Source organism: Ferrimonas sp. SCSIO 43195 (assembly GCF_023716685.1).
Classification (GTDB): Bacteria; Pseudomonadota; Gammaproteobacteria; order Enterobacterales; family Shewanellaceae; genus Ferrimonas; species Ferrimonas kyonanensis.
Genome location: NZ_CP072679.1, coordinates 1,585,816 through 1,608,171 on the forward strand (window position 1 = coordinate 1,585,816; position 22,356 = coordinate 1,608,171).

General features: G+C 57.2%; 18 protein-coding genes. 6 read left to right on the forward strand and 12 right to left on the reverse strand.

Features of this window, described 5'->3' with window-relative positions; all coding sequences use genetic code 11:
• Positions 1-76 precede the first annotated feature (76 nt).
• A complete protein-coding gene (locus J8Z22_RS07600; RefSeq protein ID WP_028113574.1) occupies positions 77-487 on the forward strand; it encodes a DUF4826 family protein in 411 nt (136 codons plus the stop codon).
• Between the two features lie 53 nt (positions 488-540).
• On the opposite strand, the gene J8Z22_RS07605 is transcribed toward J8Z22_RS07600, so the two are convergent.
• The 3 genes from J8Z22_RS07605 to J8Z22_RS07615 all read right to left on the reverse strand — a co-directional run bounded on the left by J8Z22_RS07605 (position 541) and on the right by J8Z22_RS07615 (position 5,084).
• Entirely contained in the window at positions 541-1,923 is a 1,383-nt protein-coding gene (locus J8Z22_RS07605) for a sigma-54 dependent transcriptional regulator (RefSeq protein ID WP_028113573.1), read from the reverse strand.
• Entirely contained in the window at positions 1,920-3,890 is a 1,971-nt protein-coding gene (locus tag J8Z22_RS07610; RefSeq protein WP_252009879.1) for an ATP-binding protein, read from the reverse strand. The genes J8Z22_RS07605 and J8Z22_RS07610 overlap by 4 nt, the downstream gene beginning before the upstream one ends.
• 120 nt (positions 3,891-4,010) lie before the next feature.
• The gene (locus J8Z22_RS07615; RefSeq protein WP_252009881.1) at positions 4,011-5,084 is read right to left on the reverse strand and encodes a porin; all 1,074 of its coding nucleotides are present in this window, start codon (positions 5,082-5,084) and stop codon (positions 4,011-4,013) included.
• A gap of 421 nt (positions 5,085-5,505) precedes the next feature.
• Here J8Z22_RS07615 and J8Z22_RS07620 point away from each other — a divergent pair, with 421 nt between their 5' ends.
• Both J8Z22_RS07620 and J8Z22_RS07625 read left to right on the forward strand, forming a co-directional pair.
• Positions 5,506-7,290: a flavocytochrome c gene (locus tag J8Z22_RS07620; RefSeq protein WP_028113570.1), complete on the forward strand. Its 1,785-nt coding sequence runs from the start codon at positions 5,506-5,508 to the stop codon at positions 7,288-7,290.
• Between the two features lie 344 nt (positions 7,291-7,634).
• Positions 7,635-8,039: a DUF2057 family protein gene (locus J8Z22_RS07625; protein WP_028113569.1), complete on the forward strand. Its 405-nt coding sequence runs from the start codon at positions 7,635-7,637 to the stop codon at positions 8,037-8,039.
• 49 nt (positions 8,040-8,088) lie between these two features.
• On the opposite strand, the gene J8Z22_RS07630 is transcribed toward J8Z22_RS07625, so the two are convergent.
• The 7 genes from J8Z22_RS07630 to rluE form a co-directional block, all read right to left on the reverse strand.
• Positions 8,089-9,222: a JmjC domain-containing protein gene (locus tag J8Z22_RS07630; RefSeq protein ID WP_252009883.1), complete on the reverse strand. Its 1,134-nt coding sequence runs from the start codon at positions 9,220-9,222 to the stop codon at positions 8,089-8,091.
• Between the two features lie 54 nt (positions 9,223-9,276).
• Positions 9,277-12,336: an efflux RND transporter permease subunit gene (locus J8Z22_RS07635; protein WP_252009885.1), complete on the reverse strand. Its 3,060-nt coding sequence runs from the start codon at positions 12,334-12,336 to the stop codon at positions 9,277-9,279.
• Positions 12,324-13,355, reverse strand: coding sequence for an efflux RND transporter periplasmic adaptor subunit (locus J8Z22_RS07640; RefSeq protein ID WP_028113566.1), 1,032 nt, complete (start codon positions 13,353-13,355; stop codon positions 12,324-12,326). Before J8Z22_RS07640 ends, J8Z22_RS07635 begins: the two co-directional genes overlap by 13 nt.
• A 109-nt stretch (positions 13,356-13,464) precedes the next feature.
• A complete protein-coding gene (gene purB, locus J8Z22_RS07645; protein WP_252009887.1) occupies positions 13,465-14,832 on the reverse strand; it encodes an adenylosuccinate lyase in 1,368 nt (455 codons plus the stop codon).
• A gap of 104 nt (positions 14,833-14,936) precedes the next feature.
• Positions 14,937-15,548 carry a high frequency lysogenization protein HflD gene (gene hflD / locus J8Z22_RS07650; RefSeq protein WP_028113564.1) on the reverse strand — a complete coding sequence of 204 codons (612 nt, stop codon included), beginning with the start codon at positions 15,546-15,548 and terminating at the stop codon, positions 14,937-14,939.
• An 11-nt stretch (positions 15,549-15,559) separates the two neighbouring features.
• Positions 15,560-16,663 carry a tRNA 2-thiouridine(34) synthase MnmA gene (gene mnmA, locus J8Z22_RS07655; RefSeq protein WP_252009889.1) on the reverse strand — a complete coding sequence of 368 codons (1,104 nt, stop codon included), beginning with the start codon at positions 16,661-16,663 and terminating at the stop codon, positions 15,560-15,562.
• Between the two features lie 156 nt (positions 16,664-16,819).
• The gene (rluE, locus tag J8Z22_RS07660; RefSeq protein WP_028113562.1) at positions 16,820-17,434 is read right to left on the reverse strand and encodes a 23S rRNA pseudouridine(2457) synthase RluE; all 615 of its coding nucleotides are present in this window, start codon (positions 17,432-17,434) and stop codon (positions 16,820-16,822) included.
• Positions 17,435-17,643: 209 nt separating this feature from the next.
• Here rluE and icd point away from each other — a divergent pair, with 209 nt between their 5' ends.
• Positions 17,644-18,897, forward strand: a complete 1,254-nt coding sequence (gene icd / locus J8Z22_RS07665) for an NADP-dependent isocitrate dehydrogenase (protein WP_028113561.1) — start codon at positions 17,644-17,646, stop codon at positions 18,895-18,897.
• 74 nt (positions 18,898-18,971) lie between these two features.
• Here the strand turns inward: icd and cspD are convergent, their stop codons facing one another.
• On the reverse strand, positions 18,972-19,178 hold the full coding sequence (gene cspD / locus J8Z22_RS07670) for a cold shock domain-containing protein CspD (protein WP_028113560.1): 207 nt from the start codon (positions 19,176-19,178) through the stop codon (positions 18,972-18,974).
• 195 nt (positions 19,179-19,373) lie between these two features.
• Between cspD and clpS the strand changes: the two genes are divergently transcribed.
• Together clpS and clpA are read left to right on the forward strand one after the other, a co-directional pair.
• Positions 19,374-19,688 (forward strand): ATP-dependent Clp protease adapter ClpS, encoded by a 315-nt coding sequence (gene clpS, locus J8Z22_RS07675; protein WP_028113559.1) that lies wholly within the window; start codon positions 19,374-19,376, stop codon positions 19,686-19,688.
• A 34-nt stretch (positions 19,689-19,722) separates the two neighbouring features.
• The gene (gene clpA, locus J8Z22_RS07680; protein ID WP_028113558.1) at positions 19,723-21,999 is read left to right on the forward strand and encodes an ATP-dependent Clp protease ATP-binding subunit ClpA; all 2,277 of its coding nucleotides are present in this window, start codon (positions 19,723-19,725) and stop codon (positions 21,997-21,999) included.
• A gap of 98 nt (positions 22,000-22,097) precedes the next feature.
• Here the strand turns inward: clpA and infA are convergent, their stop codons facing one another.
• Positions 22,098-22,316: a translation initiation factor IF-1 gene (infA, locus tag J8Z22_RS07685; protein ID WP_028113557.1), complete on the reverse strand. Its 219-nt coding sequence runs from the start codon at positions 22,314-22,316 to the stop codon at positions 22,098-22,100.
• Positions 22,317-22,356: the final 40 nt, after the last annotated feature.

Consider the following 22,356-nt stretch of genomic DNA (forward strand, 5'->3'; position numbering starts at 1 on the left):
GTTGACATAGATCACACTCTGAAGGCATCAGCCTAAGGCTTGACTGGTAAACGCTGAAATAAATAAGGAAGAGGTAATGACAGAACAACAAGGCACCGAGGAACAGCGTTGGATTCGTGAGCAGTTTCAAAAGGCCAATCGCCATATGGCAGAGAAGGGCTTGATTCCCGGTAAGGTGCTGGATAAGGACAGTCGCATTCTGCCCCCGTTCGTGACGCTTTGGAAAATTCAGGAAAATGGCAGTGCCAGCCGTCGTTTCTGGGTGATCAGTGGCGACCTGCCGACGGATCTGCTGGATGCTCAGAACATTCCGGACGCCAGAGAGGCGCTGCGTCACTTTGCCCTGAACTGGCAGTTGAAGGCGGAGAACATTCTGCGCACCACCCAAGACAAGACGCAGGTGGAGTTTGCCAACCTGATGATCGCCAGAGCCGAGTCGATGGCCACCATGCACATGACCGACCGCTACTGGCAGCAGCAAGGCTGAGTGCACAGCAACCAGACAGGGAGCCAGTGGCTCCCTTTTTTTTGCCTCGGGGGTCACTCCCCCTTGGCGATGCGCCGGCTCAGGGCGCTTTGACTGATTCCCAGCATCTGGGCCGCGGCGGTTTGATTGTTGGCGGTGCGGCTCATGGCTTCGTCGATAAGCGCCTTCCCTGCCTCGGCCAGGGTGGGGAGCTTATCGGGAAAGCGCAACTGTTGGTCGATGGGCGCCGCCGAGCCATTGAGTTCGTTGATGGCTTCCAGAAACGGGGCCACATTGAGGTGGGTGTCGTCGCTGCGGCTGACCGCATCAAACACCATCCCTTTCAGCTCCTGCAGGTTGCCAGGGAACTGGTAGCCACGCAGCTTGTCGGCCAGATCCCGAGGTTGCAACGGCGCCGTCCGCTGCATCTCGTTGGCCGCCATCTCAATAAAGTGATTGATCAGCATGGTCAGGTCCAGGGGGCGATCCCGCAGTGGCGGCAGGTTGATGCGGTGGGACCTTAGCCGGTACAGCAGATCGTTGCGGAATTTACCCGCCTGCTTCAGCGCCAGCAGGTCGTGTTGGGTCGAGGCGACAATTCGGCACCGCACCGGCTGAGGTCGATCGCTGCCCAGAGGGTAGTATTGACGGTGCTGCAGCAGGTCCAGCAATTTACTCTGGGCCTCCAGCGGCAGATCGCCAATCTCATCCAGGTAGAGCACGCCGTCGGCGGCGCTGTGCACCAATCCGGCCCGGGCGGGTTCATCGGCACCCAGGGCACCGCGAATCTGACCAAACAGGGTGGCCTCGATGGTGGACAGGTTCAGGCCGGCCAGGTTGATGGACACAAAGGGCGCATCGGCACAGCTCAACAGGTGCAGTGCTTTGGCGAATTGATCTTTGCCACTGCCGCTCTCGCCGGTGATCAGTATCGGCTCCGGGCTGATGGCCAACGCCTCCAGGTAGCGCAGCCGATCCAGCATGGCCGGCTCACAGGTCAGGATGTGGTTAAAGGCCTGAGGTTGGCTCAGCTCCTTGGTGAGGAAGCTGTCTTTGACGTGCTGATAGCTACGCTCCAGCCCCACCACTTCCAGTGCCCGGCGAACCGAGATCGCCAGGTCGTCCACATCGCCGGTTTTAATGAAGTAATCGTAGGCGCCTCGTTTCATGCAGCGCACGGCGGTGTCCACCTCATTGACTCCGGTGACGATGATGACCCGGGTATTGGGGTACTGGTTGCGAATCGATTCCAGCAACTCCTCACCGGAGTGAAATGGCATGGTCAGATCCAGCAGCACCAGGGCGTAGTCTTTGGTGTCGAGGCGGTTCATGACCTGGCGGCTGTCGACACAGGTGTCCACATTGGCTTCCGGTACCAGTCGATTCAGGGTCATGGACAGGGTTCTGAGCCACTGCGACTCGTCATCGACCAAAAGCAGATTTCTTGCCAGTTTCATTGACTGGGCTCCTCGGAAAACAGCAGAGTCATGGTGGTGCCTTTCCCCGGACTGGACTGAACCTGCCAGTCGCCGTGGTGTTCATTGACGATGCGGCTGCACACCGACAGTCCCAGTCCGCTGCCGCCAATGGCGCGGCGGGTGGTGAAGAAAGGCTCTTTAATGCGTTGCAGGGTGGCATGGTCCATGCCGCAGCCGTTGTCGGCCACGCGAATGTAAACCATCTCCTGTTCGATGCCACTGCTGAGAATCAGTTTGCCGCTGTCCCGAGTCATCGCATGGCAGGCGTTTTGAATCAGGTTAATCACCACCTGTTGCAACTGCTGGGCGTCGCCATAGATCCGCGGGCCGGGCTCGGTCAGGTGGGTTTCAACACTGAAGCGTTTGACCTGGTTGGCGGTCAGCCGCAGCGACACCTGAATGACGTCATTGACGTTCAGGGCCTGGTGATTGCGATGTTGTTCGGGCTGGGCATACTGTTTAAGGTCATTGACGATGCGGCTAATGCGCCTGGCCCCCTCTTCGATGGTCTGGCTGCCGTGATCCAGCTCCAGCACCGCCCGCTGTGGCTCCAGGCCGGCGATCAGCCAGAAGGGGTCCTGGTGCTGGTAGTGCTCGATGGCCGGTTTCAGATCCTGCATCGCCTCACTGAACAGGGCGATGGCATGCACAATCAGCCCGGTGGGGTTGTTGATTTCATGGGCGATGCCGGCGGACAACTCCCCCAGTGAGGCCAGGCGGCTGGCCTGATCGTTGGCCTGGCGCAGCTGATGCTGTTCGGTGGTTTCTTCAAGCAGCACCACCACCTGTTCACCACCGATGGGGTGGACCTGCAACTGCCAGTAGCGCTGTTCCTGATGCAGTTCGCGCACCTGAGGTTTCTGAGTGTTCAGCACCAGCCGCAGCAGCGGCGCCAGTTGAAAGTGCAGGCCGCTGGCATTGAGTAGGGCACTGGACTCCAGCAGTTCGATGTTTTTGCCATTGCTCCACAGCCGCGTTTGTTGGCGGTCGTAGAGGATGACGCCATGGGGAATGCCGTCCAGCACCGATTGGAATTGTTCCGACAGCTGGGAAATCTGCTTTTCGGCGGCGCGGCGCTGGGCCAGTTCGCTGTCCAGATCCAGGGTGCGCTTGTGCAGTCGTCGGCTCATGGACCAGGTAAATACCATGCCGGTGGCGGCCAGGGTCGCCACGAACAGCGCCCACCACATCACCTTCTCCTGGGTGGAGATCAGATCCACCTTCTCTCGCCCGGTACCAAACCACTTGTTGACCAGCCGATCGTACTCGCCAGACAGTTTCAGTTGTCTCAGGGCCGAGTTGATCTGCCCCATGAGTTCGGCATTTTTGTCGTTGCTGACAAAGTTAAAGGCGCCGAAAATCAACGGATCACTGGCACTTCGAACCGAAGGATAGTGGGGTTGCAGTCGCCGTGCCACAAAGTTCTCTGCCAGAACCACGTCGACCCGTTTCTGTAGCAGCATCTTAAAGCCGGTTTCATAGAGGTCGACATCGATACGGATGAAGTTCTGTGGGTGGCCCTGCAGGTAGACATCCACAAATGAGCCAACCTTGATCGCAACCCGCTTGCTGGCCAGATCTTGCCAGTTGTTGATGAAGCTCTTTCCCTGCAAGGTGTAAGCCTTAGCGTGGGTGGCGTAGATGGGGTCGGATTGTTGCAGGGTGCGGTTGATGCTGACCGGACTGACTACGGCGATGACGTCGATGTCACTGTCGGGGTTCTGGACGTCCCGTACCAGCTGCTGGAACGATTTTCGTCGCACCCGGATTTGACGGTGGGTCAACTGGCCGATGCGGGACATCAGCTCAACGTGAAATCCCTGGTCGACACCGTTGTTGCGCCACTCCAATGGCGCGGTATTGGAGTGCACACCGAAGATGACGGGGTCGGCATTGGCGCTGACGAAGCCCGAAAACGCAATAAGCAAAAGCAGACAATATTTCATAGCCCGGAATGATACCTAAGGCCGGTCGGCAGGGGTGTGCTCGAGGTCGCGAATTTGACTCAGTCAGGGATGAAAAAAAGGGGCCGTATGGCCCCTTTTTGTGAGTCAGTGCAAGTGGTTTTAGAACTTGTAGTGCAGACCCATGGAGAAGATGTTGTCGCCTTCGTCGTAACGATCTTGGGAGGTGGCGACTTCCGCTTCGAAGCGGCTGTAGTGAGCGTAAACCTTGGCGGCTTTGCTCAGTTTGTAATCCAAGCCTACGGCGTAGTTGATGACTTCCGCTTTAGTTACATCTTTAATGCGGTCCTCTCCTTTTTCAGGGTTCAGGTTCATCCCGTTTTTGCCCATAACATTGGTTGCGTACTTACCGTTACCGGAGTCGTCCTGGCCGTAACGGGCCTTCAGGCTCAGTTTTTCAGTCAGCGGGTAGCTGGCGTCGATGGCAAAGCCGTTGCCATCCAGGTTCTTGTGGTTCAGATCCTGAGTGTCCTGGAACATGGCGCCCAGTTTTACCTGACCCAGTTTTACCTGACCGGTTACGCGGTAGGCTTCGTCGCCGCCGATACCGGCGTTGTAGGCCACGGCCACAAAGTAGTTTTTCTTGGCCAGTTTTTTGTCGCCGTACAGGGCGGCAACGGAGTACAAATCGCCTTCAACATCGGCGTCGGCACCGTAGGCATCGTCTTCCAACTGGTAGGTACCGATAACGGTAACGCCACCCAGAGAAGGAGTGGTGAAGCTGATCATGTCACCGTGACGGCTGTTACCGGAGAACAGACGGTTGATATCGGTGTTGGTGACGTTGAATTGATCCATGCCGCCTTCCGCTTTCCAGAACGCCTGGCCCATGCGGCCGAAGGTCATTTCACCGAAGCCGCCTTTCACACCCAGGTAGGTGTCACGAGAGGAGAACGGGTTGGAACCATTGGCTTCGTCATCGCCTTTTACCATCACTTCGGCTTTGTAGACCAAATCCAGGGCGTCGTTCAGGCCAACGGTGCCTTTAATGCCCACCAGGGAGAAATCGTTTTCGATGGTGGTTCCTTCACCGCCGCCAGGGTTGGAGGCGAAGCCGGTGTCGGCGTTGGTTACGGCCATACGCATGGCGCCGTAGAAGGTTGGCATTTCAGCTTGAGCAGCAGCGGAACCCATTAGTGCCAGCAGCATTGAAGAAGCAATAATGCTTTTTTTCATCTTAAAACCCTTTTTATTTAGAGTGGGGATTATTTGCTGGCTAGATTAAGGAAAGATTCAATGTTGTTATGTGATCCATTACCAAATTTGTTTTTTGAATTTATCTCATTTCGTATTTTTTGCCCGCCTTCCAATTTTTGCCCTTTTGTTTGATCGGCTTGGCGCGGCGCTATGCAAAACTGCATAGCGCCCTTGTGTATCATGCAGTTGTGCATGGCCTTGACGGCCGGTTGTGACCCGATCTCCAGTTCTGTTCAAGGCACTTGAATCTGAGTTTTGAGTACTCAATTATAGGTATCAAAAGAAAGCTGAAATAAATTGCGTACTGAATGTTTGGTCACAGCCTTTATTTTAAGCACTTTATTGGTTGTCCGTGTTACTCGTTAATTATCGGATTGCTAAATACACTTAGGAGATATTGATGAACGCTCGCAAATATGCACTTTCCATTGGTGCGGTATTGGTGTCCGGCCTGCTATCTACCGGCGCCTTCGCTGCCGATAATCTGGCCGATTTTCATGGTGAAAACATGGAGTGTGATGCCTGTCACACCGAAAGCATGGAGTTGTCCGATGACAACCTGAGCCATGAAAATGCCCAGTGTGTGTCCTGCCACGGTGACCTGAAAGAGGTTGCTGAAACCACCAAGCATGAGCACTACAATGCTCACGACTCTCACTTCCCGGGTGAGCCAGCCTGTACCTCTTGCCACAGCGGTCACCAGCAATCTCTGAACTACTGTGATTCCTGCCACAGCTTCGACTTCGACATGCCGTACCGCGGCAAGTGGGAGCGTCACGAGCCTAGCATCGCCGAGCTGCACAAAGACAAGGCCGATCGTCAGGCAGCACTGGCTGCAGCCCCTCGTGACACCGTCGATGTGCTGGTTGTTGGCTCCGGTGGCGCTGGCTTCTCCGCGGCGGTATCGGCGTTTGATAATGGCGCCAAGGTAATGCTGATTGAGAAAGAGCCGGTTATCGGTGGTAACGCCAAACTGGCCGCCGGCGGCATGAACGCTGCAGAAACTAAGCAGCAAGCGGCTAAGGGCATCAAAGACAGCATCGAGCTGATGACCAAAGACACCATGAAAGGTGGCCGTAACATCAACGATCCTGCCCTGGTTAAGGTACTGGTAGAGCACTCTGCCGGCTCCATTGACTGGATGACTAACATGGGTGCCGACCTGAGCGATGTGGGCCGCATGGGTGGCGCGTCTGTAAACCGTACTCACCGTCCTACCGGTGGTGCTGGTGTCGGCGCTCACGTGGTTCAGGTTCTGTACGATAACGCCGTTAAGCGTGGCATCGACATGCGCATGAACAGCCGCGGTGTTGAAGTACTGAAAGACGACGCCGGTAAAGTGAAAGGCATGCTGGTGAAAGGCAAGTACACCGGTTACTACTGGGTGAAAGCTGACGCCGTGGTACTGGCAACCGGTGGTTTCGGTAAGAACAACGAACGCGTGTCCAAGCTGGATCCTAAGCTGAAAGGCTTTAAAGCCACCAACCAACCTGGTGCCACCGGTGACGGTCTGGACGTGGCGGCCGAAGCGGGTGCTGACATGGTTGACCTGAAGTACATCCAGGCTCACCCAACTCTGTCTGTGGCCGGTGGTGTGATGGTAACCGAAGCGGTTCGCGGTAACGGTGCCATTCTGGTTAACCGTGAAGGTAAGCGTTTCGTCAATGAAATCACCACCCGTGACAAAGCGGCGGCGGCGATTCTGAAGCAAACCGGCGGAACTGCCTTCCTGATCTTCGATGACTCTGTACGTCACTCTCTGAAGAAGATTGAGAAGTACATCGGTCTGGGTGTGGTTCCTAGCAACGCATCTGCCGTAGCGCTGGGAGATTCCCAGGGCATCAACGGTAACAACCTGGAGAAGACCATTGCCCGTTACAACGAGCTGGTTGCAGCCGGTAAAGACAGTGACTTCGAGCGTCCTCAACTGCCTCGCGCACTGAACGAAGGCAGCTACTACGCCATCGAAGTGACTCCAGGTGTTCACCACACCATGGGCGGCGTCAAGATCGACAACAAGTCTGAGATTCTGAACGCTGAAGGCAAGGTGATTCCTGGCCTGTACGGTGCCGGTGAAGTGACTGGCGGTGTTCACGGTGCCAACCGTCTGGGTGGTAACGCCATCTCTGACATCGTCACCTTCGGTCGCCTGGCCGGTGAGCAAGCGGCTAAGTACGCCAAGTAAGCTCTGAAACAATCAATTCCTGCACGATTTGGGAGAGCCTTTGGGCTCTCCCCTTTTTTTATCCTTTCCTTTCCGATGGCCACGTCATCGATCCCGCCTCTGCACCTCCTACCATATTCATTCAGGATGAACTGTGTTTGTTAGTCAATCTAATGGGCATCAAGGCAGTGATTGCGATTGCTGGCAGTCAGTCATGGTCATGACTGGGGCGATTTACCTCAGATTCTGCTGTTAATTGCAAATCAAAATGTGATCAATGTCACATTTTCTGTTAGATCTAATAGGGACTGGGCCTGATGGCATCGGACACCGGGCCCGCAAACCGGTATCAGGGAGACGATAACATGAACAAACTTATGCTTGGTGCGGCACTGCTGCTGGCTTCGGCGACCACTTCGGCCGCAACATTGCAGTTGCCACTGGGATTTGAGGCGATGAACGTCAACGGCGAAGCGGTATCTCGGCAGCAACAAACCATTGAGTTGGGGCAGGGCAAGCAGGTAGTGACCCTGCGTTACATCAATCCTTTCATTAGCCATCCTGAGGCCAATGATCACTACACCTCTGCCCCCATCCATCTGGTGTTCAACGCCGATCAAGGGGAGTACCGGATAGCGTTAAAAGACCGTCGCACTTACGAGGCTTACGGCCATGACCTGAAATTCCAGGTTGAGCAAAACGGCCAGGCGGTACCGTCAAAGCGCTACAGCAACACCGGCGCCATTGCCGTGGCGCTACTGGCAGACTAGCCCATCAGGGTTGATAAAAACGGGAGCCAGCGGCTCCCTTTTTTTGTGCTCAGTGGTTGTCTTGCAGATACCAGTAACCCTGGTTGACCCACTGCAGCAATTCGGCGGCGCTCTGTGGATTGCTAAGCAGGGGCGTTAGCATGGGGAACTCCAGCTTATGATGCCGGGCCAGATCGGTGATGGCATCGGCAAGGCCGTTGGCCAGGCACCAACGCTGGCCGTCCAGAAACAGGCTGGTGTCATCGCCCTCCAGTTGCAGGCACTTTAATCCGCCTACCCGCTGCAGGTGCTGGCCTTGTTGCAGCGCGTGTTGCAGTTGCGACAGTGACAATGGGGGTTGGAGTGGCTGCAGATCCAGCTCGAAGCGGTTTTGGCTGAGCAGGGTGCCGAGCATCGGCCCCAGGGTGGCCGTATCGGCCACCAGTTGGCTGATCAGCTTGGCCATACCCTGTTGGTGCGCCTGGCTGATGCGCTGCGGTTGGGCCGGCTCGCTGTTGGAGATAAATCGGCGCTTGCCCAGGTCCTGGTCCTGCAGGCAGTCAGCCAATTGGCCGATGAGCTCCTGTTGACTGGGAGCCCGAAACCCCACCGAGTAGGAGAGGGAGGGCACCAGAGTCTGACCGCAGTGGGGGTAGCCCGGCGGAATATACAGCAGGTCGCCCGGAGCCATCTCCACATCGATGATGGCGTCAAAATCCTCCACCAGTGCCATGATGCTGTGTCCCGCTCTGGGGCGATGGGGGCCACGGTTGCCCACCTGCCAACGGCGCCGCCCCTGGCCCTGAATGATGAAGACGTCGTAGTTATCGACATGGGGGCCGACGCCGCCTCCGGGGGCGGCAAAAGAAACCATCAGGTCGTCAAAGCGCCAGTCCGGCAGGAAGCGAAATGCGCTGGCCAGCTCGGCGGCGGCGGGAACAAAGTGGTTCACGGCCTGCACCAGCAGTTGCCAGCCTTGGTCGCCGAAGCGGCTGAAATCCTCAATCGGTCCGGGTTCGGCGCGCCACTGACCCTGCTGTTGAATGATGACGCGGCTGCTGGCGGTTTCCTCCAGAGCCACGCCGGCCAGTTCATCCGGCTCCAGCGGGTCGATGAAATCGGCAAAGGCGGCGGGGATATACAGCGGCCGCTGTTGCCAATGGTGGCGAATGGCGTCGAGGGCGTCAGGTTGCAGCGAGTACATAGGTGTCCTTGAGAAAGAGTCCGGGCCAGCTTGGCAGGCCCGGATTATACACGCTCAGGGGGCGGGGGTTCGAATGTTGAAAAACAGGGCGTACAACACGGGAATCAGGATTAGCGTCAGCAGGGTCGCAAACGACAGTCCGCCGACCAGGACCACAGACATGGAGCGAAAGAAGGCGTCAAAAAACAGCGGCAGTACCCCGAGTACCGTGGTCAGGGCCCCCATCATCACCGGCCGGACCCGGCTGGCGGAGGCGTCGATGACCGCTTGATAGGGGGCTTTGCCCTCTGCAATCTCCAGATCAATTTGATCCACCAGGACGATGGCGTTTTTGATCAGCAAACCGGAGAGGGAGAGCAGCCCCAGGATCCCCATGAACTCCATGGGTGTAGAGGTGGCAAGCAGGCCAGCCACCACCCCGATCAGGGACAGTGGCACCACCAGCCAGATGATCACCGGTTGGCGAACGGTGCCGAACAGCACAAACACGATGACGACCATAAACATCACCCCGAGAGGAATCACTGAGGCCAGGTCCTGCTGAGATTCTGTGGAATCGCCAAATTCTCCATCCCACTCCAGACTGTAGCCGTTGGGCAGGGGGATCGCCTCCACCTGAGCCCTGATGCGAGTAAGCAGATCCGATGCCAGCTCCCCGGGGAGTGGGTCGCTCTGGGCCTTGATGGTCCACAGCCTGTCTTCTCGCTTTATCTGCCCGTCACGCCAGATAGTGCGAAACTCTTCAACCACTTGAGCAATGGGTACGGTCTGGCCGGTGCTGGCACTCAGTACCTGAATATTTTGGATGCCCTTGATGCCGACTCGTTCCAGTGCCGGCGCCCGGGCGAAGATGGGGATAAGATCATCAAATTCTCGAAAGGTGCCGATCTGCCGGCCGGAGAAGTTTGTCAACAGCGCCATGGCCAGGTCTTCCCGGTTGATGCCGGCTCGCCGGGCTTCCGATTCCGAGTAGATGGGTTCAATGACGCTAACCGGTTGGCGCCAGTCATCCTTGATGGCGATGGCGCCGCCATCGGCAATCATGATGGCCTTGGCTCGATCCGCCAGTTGCCTGAGCACGGCCCGGTCAGGTCCCTTGAAGGTAGCTTCGATCTTGGAGCCACCTCCTGGCCCCAGTACAAAGCGCCACACCTTGGCCTGAGCATTGGGGAAGTTTTGGTCAATGTAATTCTGAATCCTGGGGATGAGGGTATCGTTGCGCCGATAGTCATCCAGGCGCACCAGCAGCTGGCCGTAGGCGCTGTTTTCCGATTCCGGCGAGTACACCAGCATGTAGCGAAGGCCTCCTGCACCTATGGTGGCGTTGACCGACTTCACCCCTTGCTGTTGCAGAATAAAGGCTTCGACCGCGGCCAAGTCTTGGTAAGTGCGTTCGATGTCACTCCCCTGGGGCAGCCAGTAATCCACCACCATCTGAGGCGTGGTGGAGGCGGGGAAGAAGCCGTCCTTGACGAACTGAAAGCCCCATACCGATGCGATGAACAGCGCCACCACTCCGGCACACACCAACAGACGTAGCTTCAGGGCCAGTGTCAGGCTGGACTTATAGGCTCGGGTAAAGGCACCGTCGCCAGCATTGGCATCACTGTCCGGCGATTGCTCTTTAAACAGCCAGTAGCAAAACAGGGGCGTCAGGGTCAGGGCAAATAGCCAGCTGTAGAGCAGGGAGATGAGGATCACCCAGAACAGGTGGCCGGTGTACTCGGCGGTGTCGCCGGGCGCGAAGCCGATGGGGGCAAAGGCGATGATGCCCACCAGGGTGCCTCCCAGCAATGGCCACTGGGTCTGGGTAACGATGTTTTTGGCTATGGCCAGTTTTTTTGTGCCTCGCTGCATCCCCACCAGTATTCCTTCGGTGACCACAATGGCATTGTCGACCATCATTCCCAGGGCGATGATCAATGCCCCCAATGAGATGCGGTGCATGGGGATGCCGCTGATGTGCATGGTGGCCAGGGTGGCGGCGATGGTCAGCAGCAAGATGGCGCCGATCACCGCAGCGGACTTCAGGCCCATAAACAGCAGCAGGGTCACCACCACAATCACCAGTGCGATAAGCACGTTGGCCACAAACCCCTGCACAGAAGCCGCCACCTCTTGCCCTTGATGGTAGAACTGGTTGACCTCCATGCCCCAGGGGCGGCGGCTTTCCGCATCCGCCAGCTTGGCGTCTATCGCTTGGCCCACCTTGACGATGTTGCTACCCTGAACCGCTGAGATCCCCATGGCGACGGCAGGCTGGCCATTGAAGCGGTAGCTGTGATCTCTGGGGGTCTGATAGCCGCGCCAGACATTGGCGATGTCCTTGAGGTAGACCACCTGGCCATCTGCGGTGGAGGAGACCTGAAGGTTGCGAATGGACTCCACCGAATCGATGTTGCCACTGGGGTAGATGATTACCCGTTTATCGCCAATCTTGACGTCACCGGCGCTGCTGACGGTATTCTGGCTCTCCAGAGTGGCGTAGATATTGTTGATATTAAGTCCCAGGGCGGTGGCATGGGCCCGGGAGATCTCCACATAGATTCCCTCACTGCGTTCCCCGCCCAGGCTCACCTTGGCCACATCCTCCACTTGCAGCAGTTCGCTCTGCAACTGCTTGGCGTAGCGACGCAATTCCGCATCGGAAAATCCCTGGCCAGTGATCAGGTAATAGAGGCCGTAGACGTCGCCAAAGTCATCCACCACTACAGATTCGTAGGTGCCAGGGGGCAGGTCGGTTTGGGCATCGCGCACCTTGTTGCGCAGCTTGGTCCACACCAGACTCAGGGCGTCTTTGCTCTTGGAGAATTCATATTTGATGTTGACCTTGATCTCCGATACCCCGTCCGATGAGGTGGACTCCAGGTAGTCCACTTCCTGCATCTCCTGAATCGCCTGCTCCAGAGGATCGGTGACCTCTTCGGCCACCTCCTCGGGGCTGGCGCCGGGGTAAAGTGTGATCACCGGTGCTTCTCGAATGGTGAAGTCGGGGTCCTCCAGCCGGGGCATCTCCTGGTAGGCGTTCCAGCCTCCCATGCACACCAGGATAATCAGGATAACGCTGAAGACCTTGTTGCGAATGCTGAACTCTGCCAGGTTCAATCCTGCCATGGTTTCACCTCCATCCCCTCCGCCAGATAGGCGCCGCCGGCAGCAACTATGGTATCGCCGATGGCCAGTCCCGCACTGACTGGCACCAGGTCACCCACACCATCGGAGACCTGGATATCCCGGCGGATGACGGAGCCGCTCTGCTGCTGGTAGAGCCACACATAGGTTTGGGTTCCCTGCTGCTGAACCGCCTCCAGCGGGATGGCCAGAGTAGTGCTGCCAGCTCCGGGGGGCGAGGCTTCGACCGTGGCCAGCATGCCAGGCAGTATCAGTTTGCCCTTCGGTGGGGTGAACAGCCAGGTAACCGGATAGGTCTGGGAACTGGGGTCGGCAATCAGGCCAATTTCCTTGAATCGGGCGGTGTAGCGTCGCTCCGGGTCGGCATTGATGATCACCTCAACTTTGGGCGGCTGACCGGACTTAATCAGCCTGGAGGGAACATTGAAATTTACCTCAAGTTCCTGGGTGTCGATCAATTTAGCCACCAGCTCTCCGGCAGTGATGTTCTGTAGGTTGATCACCGGCACCTGGGCGATGGTGCCAGAGAAGGGCGCGTGCAGTACGCTGTCATCCAGGGCCTTCTGTGCGATCCCCAGGTTGGCTTTGGCTATGTCGCGGGCGGAGAGCTGCTTGGTGAGATCACTTTGGGAGATCAGTCCCTTGGAGGCCACTTGCTCCAGTCGTCGGTATTCCCGCTCGGCGTTGTCATACTCCGCCTGGGCCGACGCCAGCTTATTGAGGAAATCCCGCTGGTCCAGCTTGGCCAGCAGTTCACCTTCCTGAACCTGTTGAGCCTCGATGATGTTGAGCTCCTTGAGCAGGCCACTGACCTGAAAACTCAGAGCGGCGTCCCGGGAAGCGTCCACCACGGCAGGAAATTCATAGACTTGGTTGCGCTGGGCGTCGGTGATGGTGAACAGCTTTACCGGCCTGACGGCGGCGGCGCGTTGTGGTTGCGGTTCCGGGGAGCAGGCGAGCAGTAGCGGCAGGCTAAACAGCAGAGGCTTCAGGGAGTTCATCTGGGGCTCCGATGAAAAAAAGCGTTCTGTTTAGCCTAGACGAAGTTTTTAATGGAATGAGGAAAGAAAAACGCCACCTTAGTGGTGGCGTTGACGGCAGTGTGGCAGGTTAAAACTGCTCAATGAAGGCGTGCGCGCGGCCAATGTAGTTGGCCGGCGTCAACTGCTTCAGCTCCGCCTTGACGCCGTCCGGCAGTTGCAGGCCATCGATGAACTCGGCCATGATCTGCTGGTTGACCCGCTTACCCCGGGTCAGCTCCTTGAGCTTCTCGTACGGCTTTTCGATGCCGTAACGACGCATGACGGTCTGAATCGGCTCGGCCAATAACTCCCAGTTGCTGTTCAGCTCATCCAGCAGGCTCTGCTCGTTCACTTCCAGTTTGCTGATCCCCTTGAGGGTGGACTGGTAGGCGATCAGGCTGTAGCCGGCGCCGACACCCAGGTTACGCAACACGGTGGAGTCGGTCAGGTCGCGCTGCCAGCGGGACACCGGTAGCTTGGCGGCCAGATGGCTGAACAGGGCATTGGCCAGGCCCAGGTTGCCTTCGGAGTTTTCGAAGTCGATGGGGTTGACCTTGTGTGGCATGGTGGAGGAGCCAATTTCGCCGGCGACGGTTTTCTGCTTGAAGTGACCCAGGGCGATGTAGCCCCACAGGTCGCGGTCGAAGTCCAGCAGGATGGTGTTGAAACGGGCGAAAGCATCGAACAGCTCGGCGATGTAGTCGTGGGGTTCGATCTGAGTGGTCCAGGGGTTCCAGGTCAGGCCCAGACCAGACACAAAGCGCTCGGACAGGTGGTGCCAGTCCACATTCGGGTAGGCAGACAGGTGGGCGTTGTAGTTGCCTACGGCACCGTTCAGTTTACCGAGGATCTCTACCTCAGCGATTTGTTTTACCTGGCGCTCCAGACGAATGGCGACGTTGGCCATCTCCTTGCCCATGGTGGTGGGGGAGGCGGGTTGACCGTGGGTACGGGCCATCATCGGGATGGTGGCGTAACGACGGGCCAAATCCTTGATGGCGTCCACCAGTTGCTGACAATAAGGCAGCAGCACCTGATCCCGGGCTTCGGTCAGCATCAGGCCGTGGGACAGGTTGTTGATGTCTTCACTGGTGCAGGCAAAGTGGACGAATTCGTTAATGGCATGCAGTTCGGCGCAGTCGGCGATGCGCTCCTTGATGAAGTACTCTACCGCTTTGACGTCGTGGTTGGTGGTGCGCTCGATCTCTTTGACTCGGGCGGCATCCGCTTCGCTGAAGTTGGCGGTGATGGCATCCAGTGTCGCCAGAGCCTGTTCGGAGAAGCAGGGCACTTCGGCGATGTCCGGGCAGGCGGCCAGCAGTTTCAGCCAGCTGATCTCCACTTGAACCCGGTATTTTACCAGGCCGAATTCGCTGAAGATGGAACGAAGAGGGGCGGTTTTGCTTCCATAACGGCCATCAACGGGCGAGATGGCAGTAAGGCTGGACAGCTCCATGTAAATCTCCTTGGGTACAAAGTCAGAGAGTGTGACCATTGCTCGGGCAACGGTTCGTTATAATGAAGATGCGCCGAGGGAGCCCGGCGCATCTTATGAGTATTCTATTTAATCGCCTGCATGGCGGTCTTGACCATGGCGCTGCGGGCAAACATCAGCTGCCGCCGTTTTCCGCCCAGTTGTCGCCATAACACCGCCGCTCGAATCGCGCCGAGCAACAGGGCTCGAATGCGGTTCTGATTGACGGTCTGCTGCAGCTGCTCCGGGTTGCCGACCACCTGAATCTTGGCCCCCAGAGGGCTGATGACGTCACTGTAGATGGAAGACAGGTTGGCCAGCACCTGGGGATCGGTAATCTCAAAGTGGTGCAGCTGACGTTTTACCTGGGACAGGCGCTCGCTCAGCATGCTCAGGGCCGACGGATTCTTGGCCAGCTTGCGTTCCAGCGCCATGATGCCAACGATGTAGCGAGTCAAATCGACGTCTTTGCGATTGCCGTCGCCAATCTGATCCACCAGGGTGCGATAGCCGGCGTTGAGGCGGTCGCGATCGTACACGTCCTCCGGGTTGTCCGGATCGGTGATCAGGATGGCGTTCAGGCTCATGGCCATGGCGTCGTCGTCCACCCGGCCATAGCGGGACAGCTGTTGCACCTGCCAGATGGCCTGGGTCAGGGCGGCAAAAGCCATGGTGCGTGCTTGCAGGTTCTCTTGCATCTCAGTTTCCGTTAACGAATGACTGCGTCGATAATGCCACCGCCCAGGCACACGTCGCCGTCGTAGAACACGGCAGACTGGCCCGGAGTCACGGAGGAGACCGGCTCGTCAAACAGGACTTCAAGATCGCCATTATCCAATACCTTGATGGAACAAGGAATATCTTGTTGGCGATAACGGGTTTTAACGCTTAATTTGCTGCCGTCGGCGGGACCGAGGCGGTCGACCCAGTGCAGCTGGTTGGCCACCAGGCCGTTGGAGAACAGCCTTGGATGATCGGCACCTTGAGCCACCACCAACACGTTGCGTTTCAGGTCTTTGTCGACCACATACCAGGGCTCGGCGCCAGACTCTTTCATGCCGCCGATGCCCAGCCCTTTGCGTTGGCCCAGGGTGTGGTACATCAACCCCTGGTGGGTACCGATGCACTCGCCGTCCACGGTTTCGATGTCACCGGGCTGGGCGGGCAGGTACTGGGCCAGGAAGTCGGTGAATTTGCGCTCGCCAATAAAGCAGATGCCGGTGCTGTCTTTTTTACCGGCGGTGACCAGCCCTTGTTCTTCGGCGATGCGGCGCACTTCCGGTTTTTCGAGATCACCGACGGGGAACAGGGTTTGCCCGACCTGCTCGCTATTCAGGGTATACAGGAAGTAACTTTGATCTTTGTTGCCGTCCAGGCCCCGCAGCATTTCAAAGCGGCCGTCGGCGGCCTGCCGGCGGCGGACGTAGTGACCCATGGCGATGTAGTCGGCCCCCAGCGCCTCGGCAGAGAACTCCAGGAACGCCTTAAATTTGATCTCTTTGTTGCACATGATGTCTGGGTTGGGGGTACGACCCGCCTTGTACTCCTCGAGGAAGTACTCGAACACGTTGTCCCAGTATTCGGCAGCAAAGTTGATGCTGTGAAGAGTGATTCCCAGCTTGTCACACACCGCCTGGGCATCGGCCAGATCCTGGGCGGCGGCACAATACTCATCGGTATCGTCCTCTTCCCAGTTTTTCATAAACAGGCCTTCGACCTGATAGCCCTGCTGCATCAGCAGGTAGGCAGACACGGAGGAATCAACGCCGCCGGACATGCCGACGATCACCTTCTTGGAACGGTTATCTGACATAGACACGCTATTTCCGAATAGAGTAAGTGCAAAAAGAAAAATGCGCCCATTGGTGCGCGGGCGCAGATTTTACCATGAATTGGCCATATGGGGCTATTGGCGAATGGCTTCAAGGGGCCAATCAAAAAATGTCCGTTGGCGTCGAGTCGCTGTTGTTTAAACCTGGCGGTAGTCGCCGCTGTCGAGACCGTCCAGGGTCCAGTTGCCCATTCGATAGCGAATCAGCCTCAGAGTGGGGTGACCAATGTGGGCGGTCATGCGCCTTACCTGGCGGTTGCGTCCCTCGATAAGGGTGATGGCCAGCCAGCAGGTTGGAATCGATTTGCGCTCCCGAATGGGGGGAGTGCGGGGCCACAGCATGGCGGGCTCGTCGATGCGCTCCACTTTGGCCGGCAGGGTCGGACCGTCATTGAGGGTGACCCCCTGGCTCAGCTGGGTCAGGGCATCATCGCTGGGAATCCCTTCCACCTGGACCCAGTAAGTTTTACTGGTTTTTCTGCCCGGCTGGGTCAGTTTTGCCTGCAGCTGACCGTCGTTGGTCAGTACCAGCAGGCCTTCGCTGTCCCGGTCCAGGCGGCCGGCGGCGTACACCCCCTCGACGGGAATGTAATCTTTGAGGGTGGCTCGATTGGCGTCATCGGTAAATTGGGTCAAGACGTCGAAAGGTTTGTTGAACAGCAGAACCTGTCGGGGGCCACGAGGTCGTTTCGGTCGTGGCGCAGGTCGCTGTCCAGGCCGCTTGGCGGCTCTGACTGGGCGTTGTTTTTGCATGGGAACAGTGTACCGGGCTTTGCGTCCGGGGACTAGACCAAGGTGCAATGGAGTCGGACGCGGGGCTGATGAATACTGGCGGACAGTTCACCGGCTGGCCGTTTCTAAACCAAGCGGAATGTTTTATGATGACGGCGAATTGTGACAAAGCTCAAACTGCCGGTCGCCGAGTCGGCCGCACATCAAGCGCAAGGAAAAAGGAGAATAACATGGAGTCAAAGATTGTCGTTCCTGCCGAAGGTCAGAAGATCACGGTTACCGACAACGGTGCGCTGAACGTTCCCAATGAACCCATCATTCCATTTATCGAAGGTGACGGCATCGGTGTGGATGTGACCCCGCCAATGCGAAAAGTCCTGGATGCTGCCATCGAAAAAGCCTATGGCGGCGAGCGTAAGATCCACTGGATGGAGATCTACTGCGGCGAAAAATCCACTCAGGTGTACGGCGCCGATACCTGGCTGCCTGAGGAGACGCTGGCGGCGGTTAAGGACTACGCCGTGGCCATCAAGGGCCCGCTGACCACCCCGGTGGGCGGCGGAATCCGTTCCCTGAACGTGGCCCTGCGTCAGGAGCTGGATCTGTACGTGTGCCTGCGTCCGGTTCGCTATTACAGCGGCACCCCAAGCCCGCTGAAGCAGCCTGAGCTGACCGACATGGTGATCTTTCGCGAGAACAGTGAAGACATCTACGCCGGCGTCGAGTGGCAGGCGGGTACCGCCGATGCCAACAAGGTGATCAAGTTCCTGACCGAAGAGATGGGCGCCACCAAGATTCGTTTCGAAGACAACTGTGGCATTGGCATCAAGCCGATCTCCAAGGCCGGTACCGAGCGCCTGGTGCGAGCGGCCATTCAGTATACCATCGACAACGACCGCGATTCGCTGACCCTGGTGCACAAAGGCAACATCATGAAGTTCACCGAGGGGGCCTTCAAGGACTTCGGCTATGAGCTGGCCCAGCGCGAGTTTGGCGCCGAACTGCTTGATGGCGGCCCCTGGTGCAAGATGACCAACCCCAAGACCGGTAAAGAGATCATCATTAAAGACGTGATCGCCGATGCCTTCCTACAGCAAATTCTGTTGCGTCCGGCAGAGTACGACGTCATCGCCACCATGAACCTCAATGGCGATTACATCTCCGATGCCCTGGCGGCGCAAGTGGGTGGCATCGGCATCGCGCCTGGCGCCAACATCGGCGATGGTGTGGCACTGTTTGAAGCCACCCATGGTACCGCACCTAAGTACGCTGGTCAGGATAAGGTGAACCCGGGTTCTCTGATTCTGTCCGGTGAGATGATGTTGCGCCACATGGGCTGGATCGAAGCGGCGGATCTGATCGTCAACGGCATGGAAGGGGCGATTGCCGCCAAAACCGTGACCTATGACTTCGACCGCTTGATGGACGATGCCACGTTGCTGAGCTGTTCCGAGTTTGGCGATGCCATCATCGATAACATGTGATCGAGGCTGATAAACCCGCTTACATAAAAAAAGCAGACCCTCGGGTCTGCTTTTTTTCGGCCTCCGGCCAGGTGTTACTTGGCGGGAGTGATGTTTGAAGCGTGCATGCCTTTCGGACCCTGCTCCATTTCAAATTCCACAGTTTGGCCAGCTTTCAGCGTGCGATACCCTTCCATCTGGATGGTGGAGTAGTGCGCGAACACGTCCTCGCCGCCAGTCTCAGGGCAGATAAATCCGAATCCTTTGGCGTTGTTAAACCACTTAACCGTTCCGTTAGCCATACCTCGACTTCCTTCCATTGTCTTGAATCGTCTTGTAATCGTCTGGTTTCACCCATATAACAGAGATAGGAATGAAACATAGCGGCCAACTATGATGTTGACTCCCTATCTATTAACAAATGGATAACATCGGAGTCAAGACTTTATTACCGCATAATCTTCAACAAATCGACCCAGAGTGACTACGCTTTTACTATGAGCAGAGAGAGCCAAACGGATTTTGTTGTTGAAAAGGAATCTCAACAACAGGCGGTAGAGCCACCCCCTCAGTACAAAGTGATACTGAACAACGACGACTACACCCCCATGGATTTTGTGGTACTGGTCCTGCAGAAGTATTTTTCGAAAACAGTTGAACAAGCAACGGAAATAATGCTTGCGATCCACTATCAGGGAAAAGGCGTATGTGGTTTGTATACCCTGGACGTGGCCGAGACTAAGGCTGCCCAGGTGAATCGCTACGCTCGTGAAAACGACCACCCTCTGTTGTGCTCAACAGAGCGCGTCTAACAGGCATGTGCAACGTAACTCAGGGGAAATCTATATGTTGAACAAAGATCTCGAATTGACCTTGAATAACGCGTTTCAAAGGGCCAAAAGCAGCCGCCATGAGTTTATGACCGTGGAGCATCTGCTGCTTGCCCTGCTGGATAACCCGGCAGCCAAAGAAGCCCTGGAAGCCTGCGGCGCCAAGTTGGTGACCCTCAAGCAGGAGATAGAGGGCTTCATTGAGCAGACAACGCCACTGATCCCCGAGGACGACGAGGAGCGTGAGACTCAGCCTACGCTCGGTTTTCAGCGGGTGCTGCAGCGGGCGGTGTTCCACGTCCAGAGCAGCGGCCGCAATGAGGTGTCCGGTGCCAATGTATTGGTGGCCATTTTCAGCGAGCAGGAGTCCCAGGCGGTGTACCTGCTGCGCAAATCCGATGTGACCCGCCTCGATGTGGTCAATTTTATCGCCCATGGCGTGGTCAAAGGCGGCAGCGACGAACTCGATGCCAGCAATGACGGCCCTCAGGACGAGATTCAGGGCGAGGAGTCCGCCGAGGGCAGCGAGAAGCTGGAGAATTTTGCCACCAACCTGAATGAGCAGGCTCAGGCGGGCCTGATTGATCCGCTGATTGGCCGGGATTCTGAGCTGGAACGGGCGATTCAGGTGCTGTGTCGGCGCCGTAAAAACAACCCGTTGCTGGTGGGTGAGGCTGGCGTCGGTAAAACCGCCATTGCCGAAGGCATGGCCTATCGGATTGTGAATGAGCAGGTGCCGGAGGTGATGAAAGACTGCATCATCTTCAGCCTGGACATGGGCTCGCTGCTGGCGGGCACCAAGTACCGCGGCGACTTTGAGAAACGCTTCAAAGCGGTGCTGCGGCAACTGCAGCGGCGTAAAAACGCCATCCTGTTCATTGATGAGATTCACACCATCATCGGTGCCGGTGCTGCCAGCGGCGGCATGATGGATGCCTCCAACCTGCTGAAGCCACTGTTGTCCAGCGGCAAACTGCGCTGTGTTGGCTCCACCACCTATCAGGAGTTTCAGGGGATCTTTGAGAAAGATCGTGCCCTGGCACGCCGATTCCAGAAAATTGACGTGGTCGAACCCAGCGTGCCGGAGACCATTCGCATTCTGCAGGGCCTGAAAGAGCGCTATGAGCAGCACCATGGCGTACGTTACACCCAGTCGGCGTTGACCGCTGCCACCGAGTTGTCGGCCAAGCACATCAATGAGCGTCATCTGCCGGATAAGGCCATCGATGTCATTGACGAGGCCGGGGCCCGGATGGCGTTGTTGCCGCCGTCAAAGCGCAAGAAGACGGTGTCGGTGACCGACATCGAGACCATCATCGCCAAAATCGCCCGCATTCCCGAAAAATCGGTGTCGGCCTCGGACAAGGATTTGCTGGCCAACCTGGATCGTAACCTCAAGTTGGTGGTGTTCGGCCAGGATCAGGCCATCGATTCATTGACGGCCGCCATTCGACTGTCGCGCAGTGGTCTGGGCAACGAAGATCGGCCCGTGGGTAACTTCCTGCTGGCCGGACCGACCGGGGTGGGGAAAACGGAGATTACCGCCCAGCTGGCCCGATTGCTGGGGATTGAGTTGATTCGGTTTGATATGTCCGAATACATGGAACGCCACAGTGTCAGTCGTCTGGTGGGCGCGCCTCCTGGCTACGTCGGTTACGACCAGGGTGGACTGCTGACCGATGCGGTGCTCAAGCAACCCCACAGTGTGGTGTTGCTGGATGAGATTGAGAAAGCTCACCCGGATGTTTATAACCTGCTGTTGCAGGTGATGGATCACGGTACCCTGACCGACAACAACGGTCGCAAGGCAGACTTCCGCAATGTGATTCTGGTGATGACCACCAATGCCGGGGTGCAGGAGACGGTGCGCAAGTCCATCGGCTTCCGGCAGCAGGATCACAGCCTGGATGCCATGAGTGAAATCAATCGGGTGTTCACCCCTGAATTCCGCAATCGCCTCGATTCCATTGTCTGGTTCAATCACCTGGATATGCAGGTAATCGCCAAGGTGGTGGATAAGTTTCTGGTGGAGCTGCAGGCGCAACTGGACGACAAGGGCGTGACCTTGACCGTGGACGAGGACGCTCGGGTCTGGATGGCAGAGAAGGGCTACGATCAGAACATGGGGGCCCGCCCCATGAGCCGGTTGGTGCAGGAGCAACTGAAAAAGCCTTTGGCCAACGAGATTTTGTTTGGTCGACTGCAGCAGGGCGGCGAGGTCAGCGTCAGCGTTAAAGCGGACGAACTGTGCTTCGATTACTCCAGCGAGGACAGCGCCGTTACCGAAGCCTGATTGGCGTGCTGTTCCGACACGAAAAAGCCCAGCGTTGTGCTGGGCTTTTATTTTAATCGGTCGGTGGCGCGAGTGAATCGCGCAGTCGAAACGGACGATTAACGGGAGCGGAAGACGATGCGGCCCTTGGTCAGGTCGTAAGGAGTCAGAGCTACGGTAACGGTATCACCAGTCAGGATACGGATGTAGTTCTTACGCATTTTACCAGAGATGTGGGCGGTAACAACGTGACCATTTTCCAACTCAACACGGAACATAGTGTTAGGTAGGGTTTCCAAAATGGTCCCCTGCATCTCAATACTGTCTTCTTTTGCCATTAAATGGTTATCCTGTTACGAAACAAAAATCGGGCGTATC

Coding starts and splice junctions, on each gene's coding strand:
- J8Z22_RS07630 (WP_252009883.1), bottom strand. CDS start 9,222: ATGTACTCGCTGCAACCTGACGCCCTCGACGCCATTCGCCACCATTGG.
- J8Z22_RS07610 (WP_252009879.1), bottom strand. CDS start 3,890: ATGAAATATTGTCTGCTTTTGCTTATTGCGTTTTCGGGCTTCGTCAGC.
- J8Z22_RS07635 (WP_252009885.1), bottom strand. CDS start 12,336: ATGGCAGGATTGAACCTGGCAGAGTTCAGCATTCGCAACAAGGTCTTC.
- J8Z22_RS07640 (WP_028113566.1), bottom strand. CDS start 13,355: ATGAACTCCCTGAAGCCTCTGCTGTTTAGCCTGCCGCTACTGCTCGCC.
- J8Z22_RS07620 (WP_028113570.1), top strand. CDS start 5,506: ATGAACGCTCGCAAATATGCACTTTCCATTGGTGCGGTATTGGTGTCC.
- hflD (WP_028113564.1), bottom strand. CDS start 15,548: ATGCAAGAGAACCTGCAAGCACGCACCATGGCTTTTGCCGCCCTGACC.
- clpS (WP_028113559.1), top strand. CDS start 19,374: ATGAGCAGAGAGAGCCAAACGGATTTTGTTGTTGAAAAGGAATCTCAA.
- J8Z22_RS07600 (WP_028113574.1), top strand. CDS start 77: ATGACAGAACAACAAGGCACCGAGGAACAGCGTTGGATTCGTGAGCAG.
- infA (WP_028113557.1), bottom strand. CDS start 22,316: ATGGCAAAAGAAGACAGTATTGAGATGCAGGGGACCATTTTGGAAACC.
- rluE (WP_028113562.1), bottom strand. CDS start 17,434: ATGCAAAAACAACGCCCAGTCAGAGCCGCCAAGCGGCCTGGACAGCGA.
- J8Z22_RS07625 (WP_028113569.1), top strand. CDS start 7,635: ATGAACAAACTTATGCTTGGTGCGGCACTGCTGCTGGCTTCGGCGACC.
- J8Z22_RS07605 (WP_028113573.1), bottom strand. CDS start 1,923: ATGAAACTGGCAAGAAATCTGCTTTTGGTCGATGACGAGTCGCAGTGG.
- icd (WP_028113561.1), top strand. CDS start 17,644: ATGGAGTCAAAGATTGTCGTTCCTGCCGAAGGTCAGAAGATCACGGTT.
- cspD (WP_028113560.1), bottom strand. CDS start 19,178: ATGGCTAACGGAACGGTTAAGTGGTTTAACAACGCCAAAGGATTCGGA.
- mnmA (WP_252009889.1), bottom strand. CDS start 16,663: ATGTCAGATAACCGTTCCAAGAAGGTGATCGTCGGCATGTCCGGCGGC.
- clpA (WP_028113558.1), top strand. CDS start 19,723: ATGTTGAACAAAGATCTCGAATTGACCTTGAATAACGCGTTTCAAAGG.
- purB (WP_252009887.1), bottom strand. CDS start 14,832: ATGGAGCTGTCCAGCCTTACTGCCATCTCGCCCGTTGATGGCCGTTAT.
- J8Z22_RS07615 (WP_252009881.1), bottom strand. CDS start 5,084: ATGAAAAAAAGCATTATTGCTTCTTCAATGCTGCTGGCACTAATGGGT.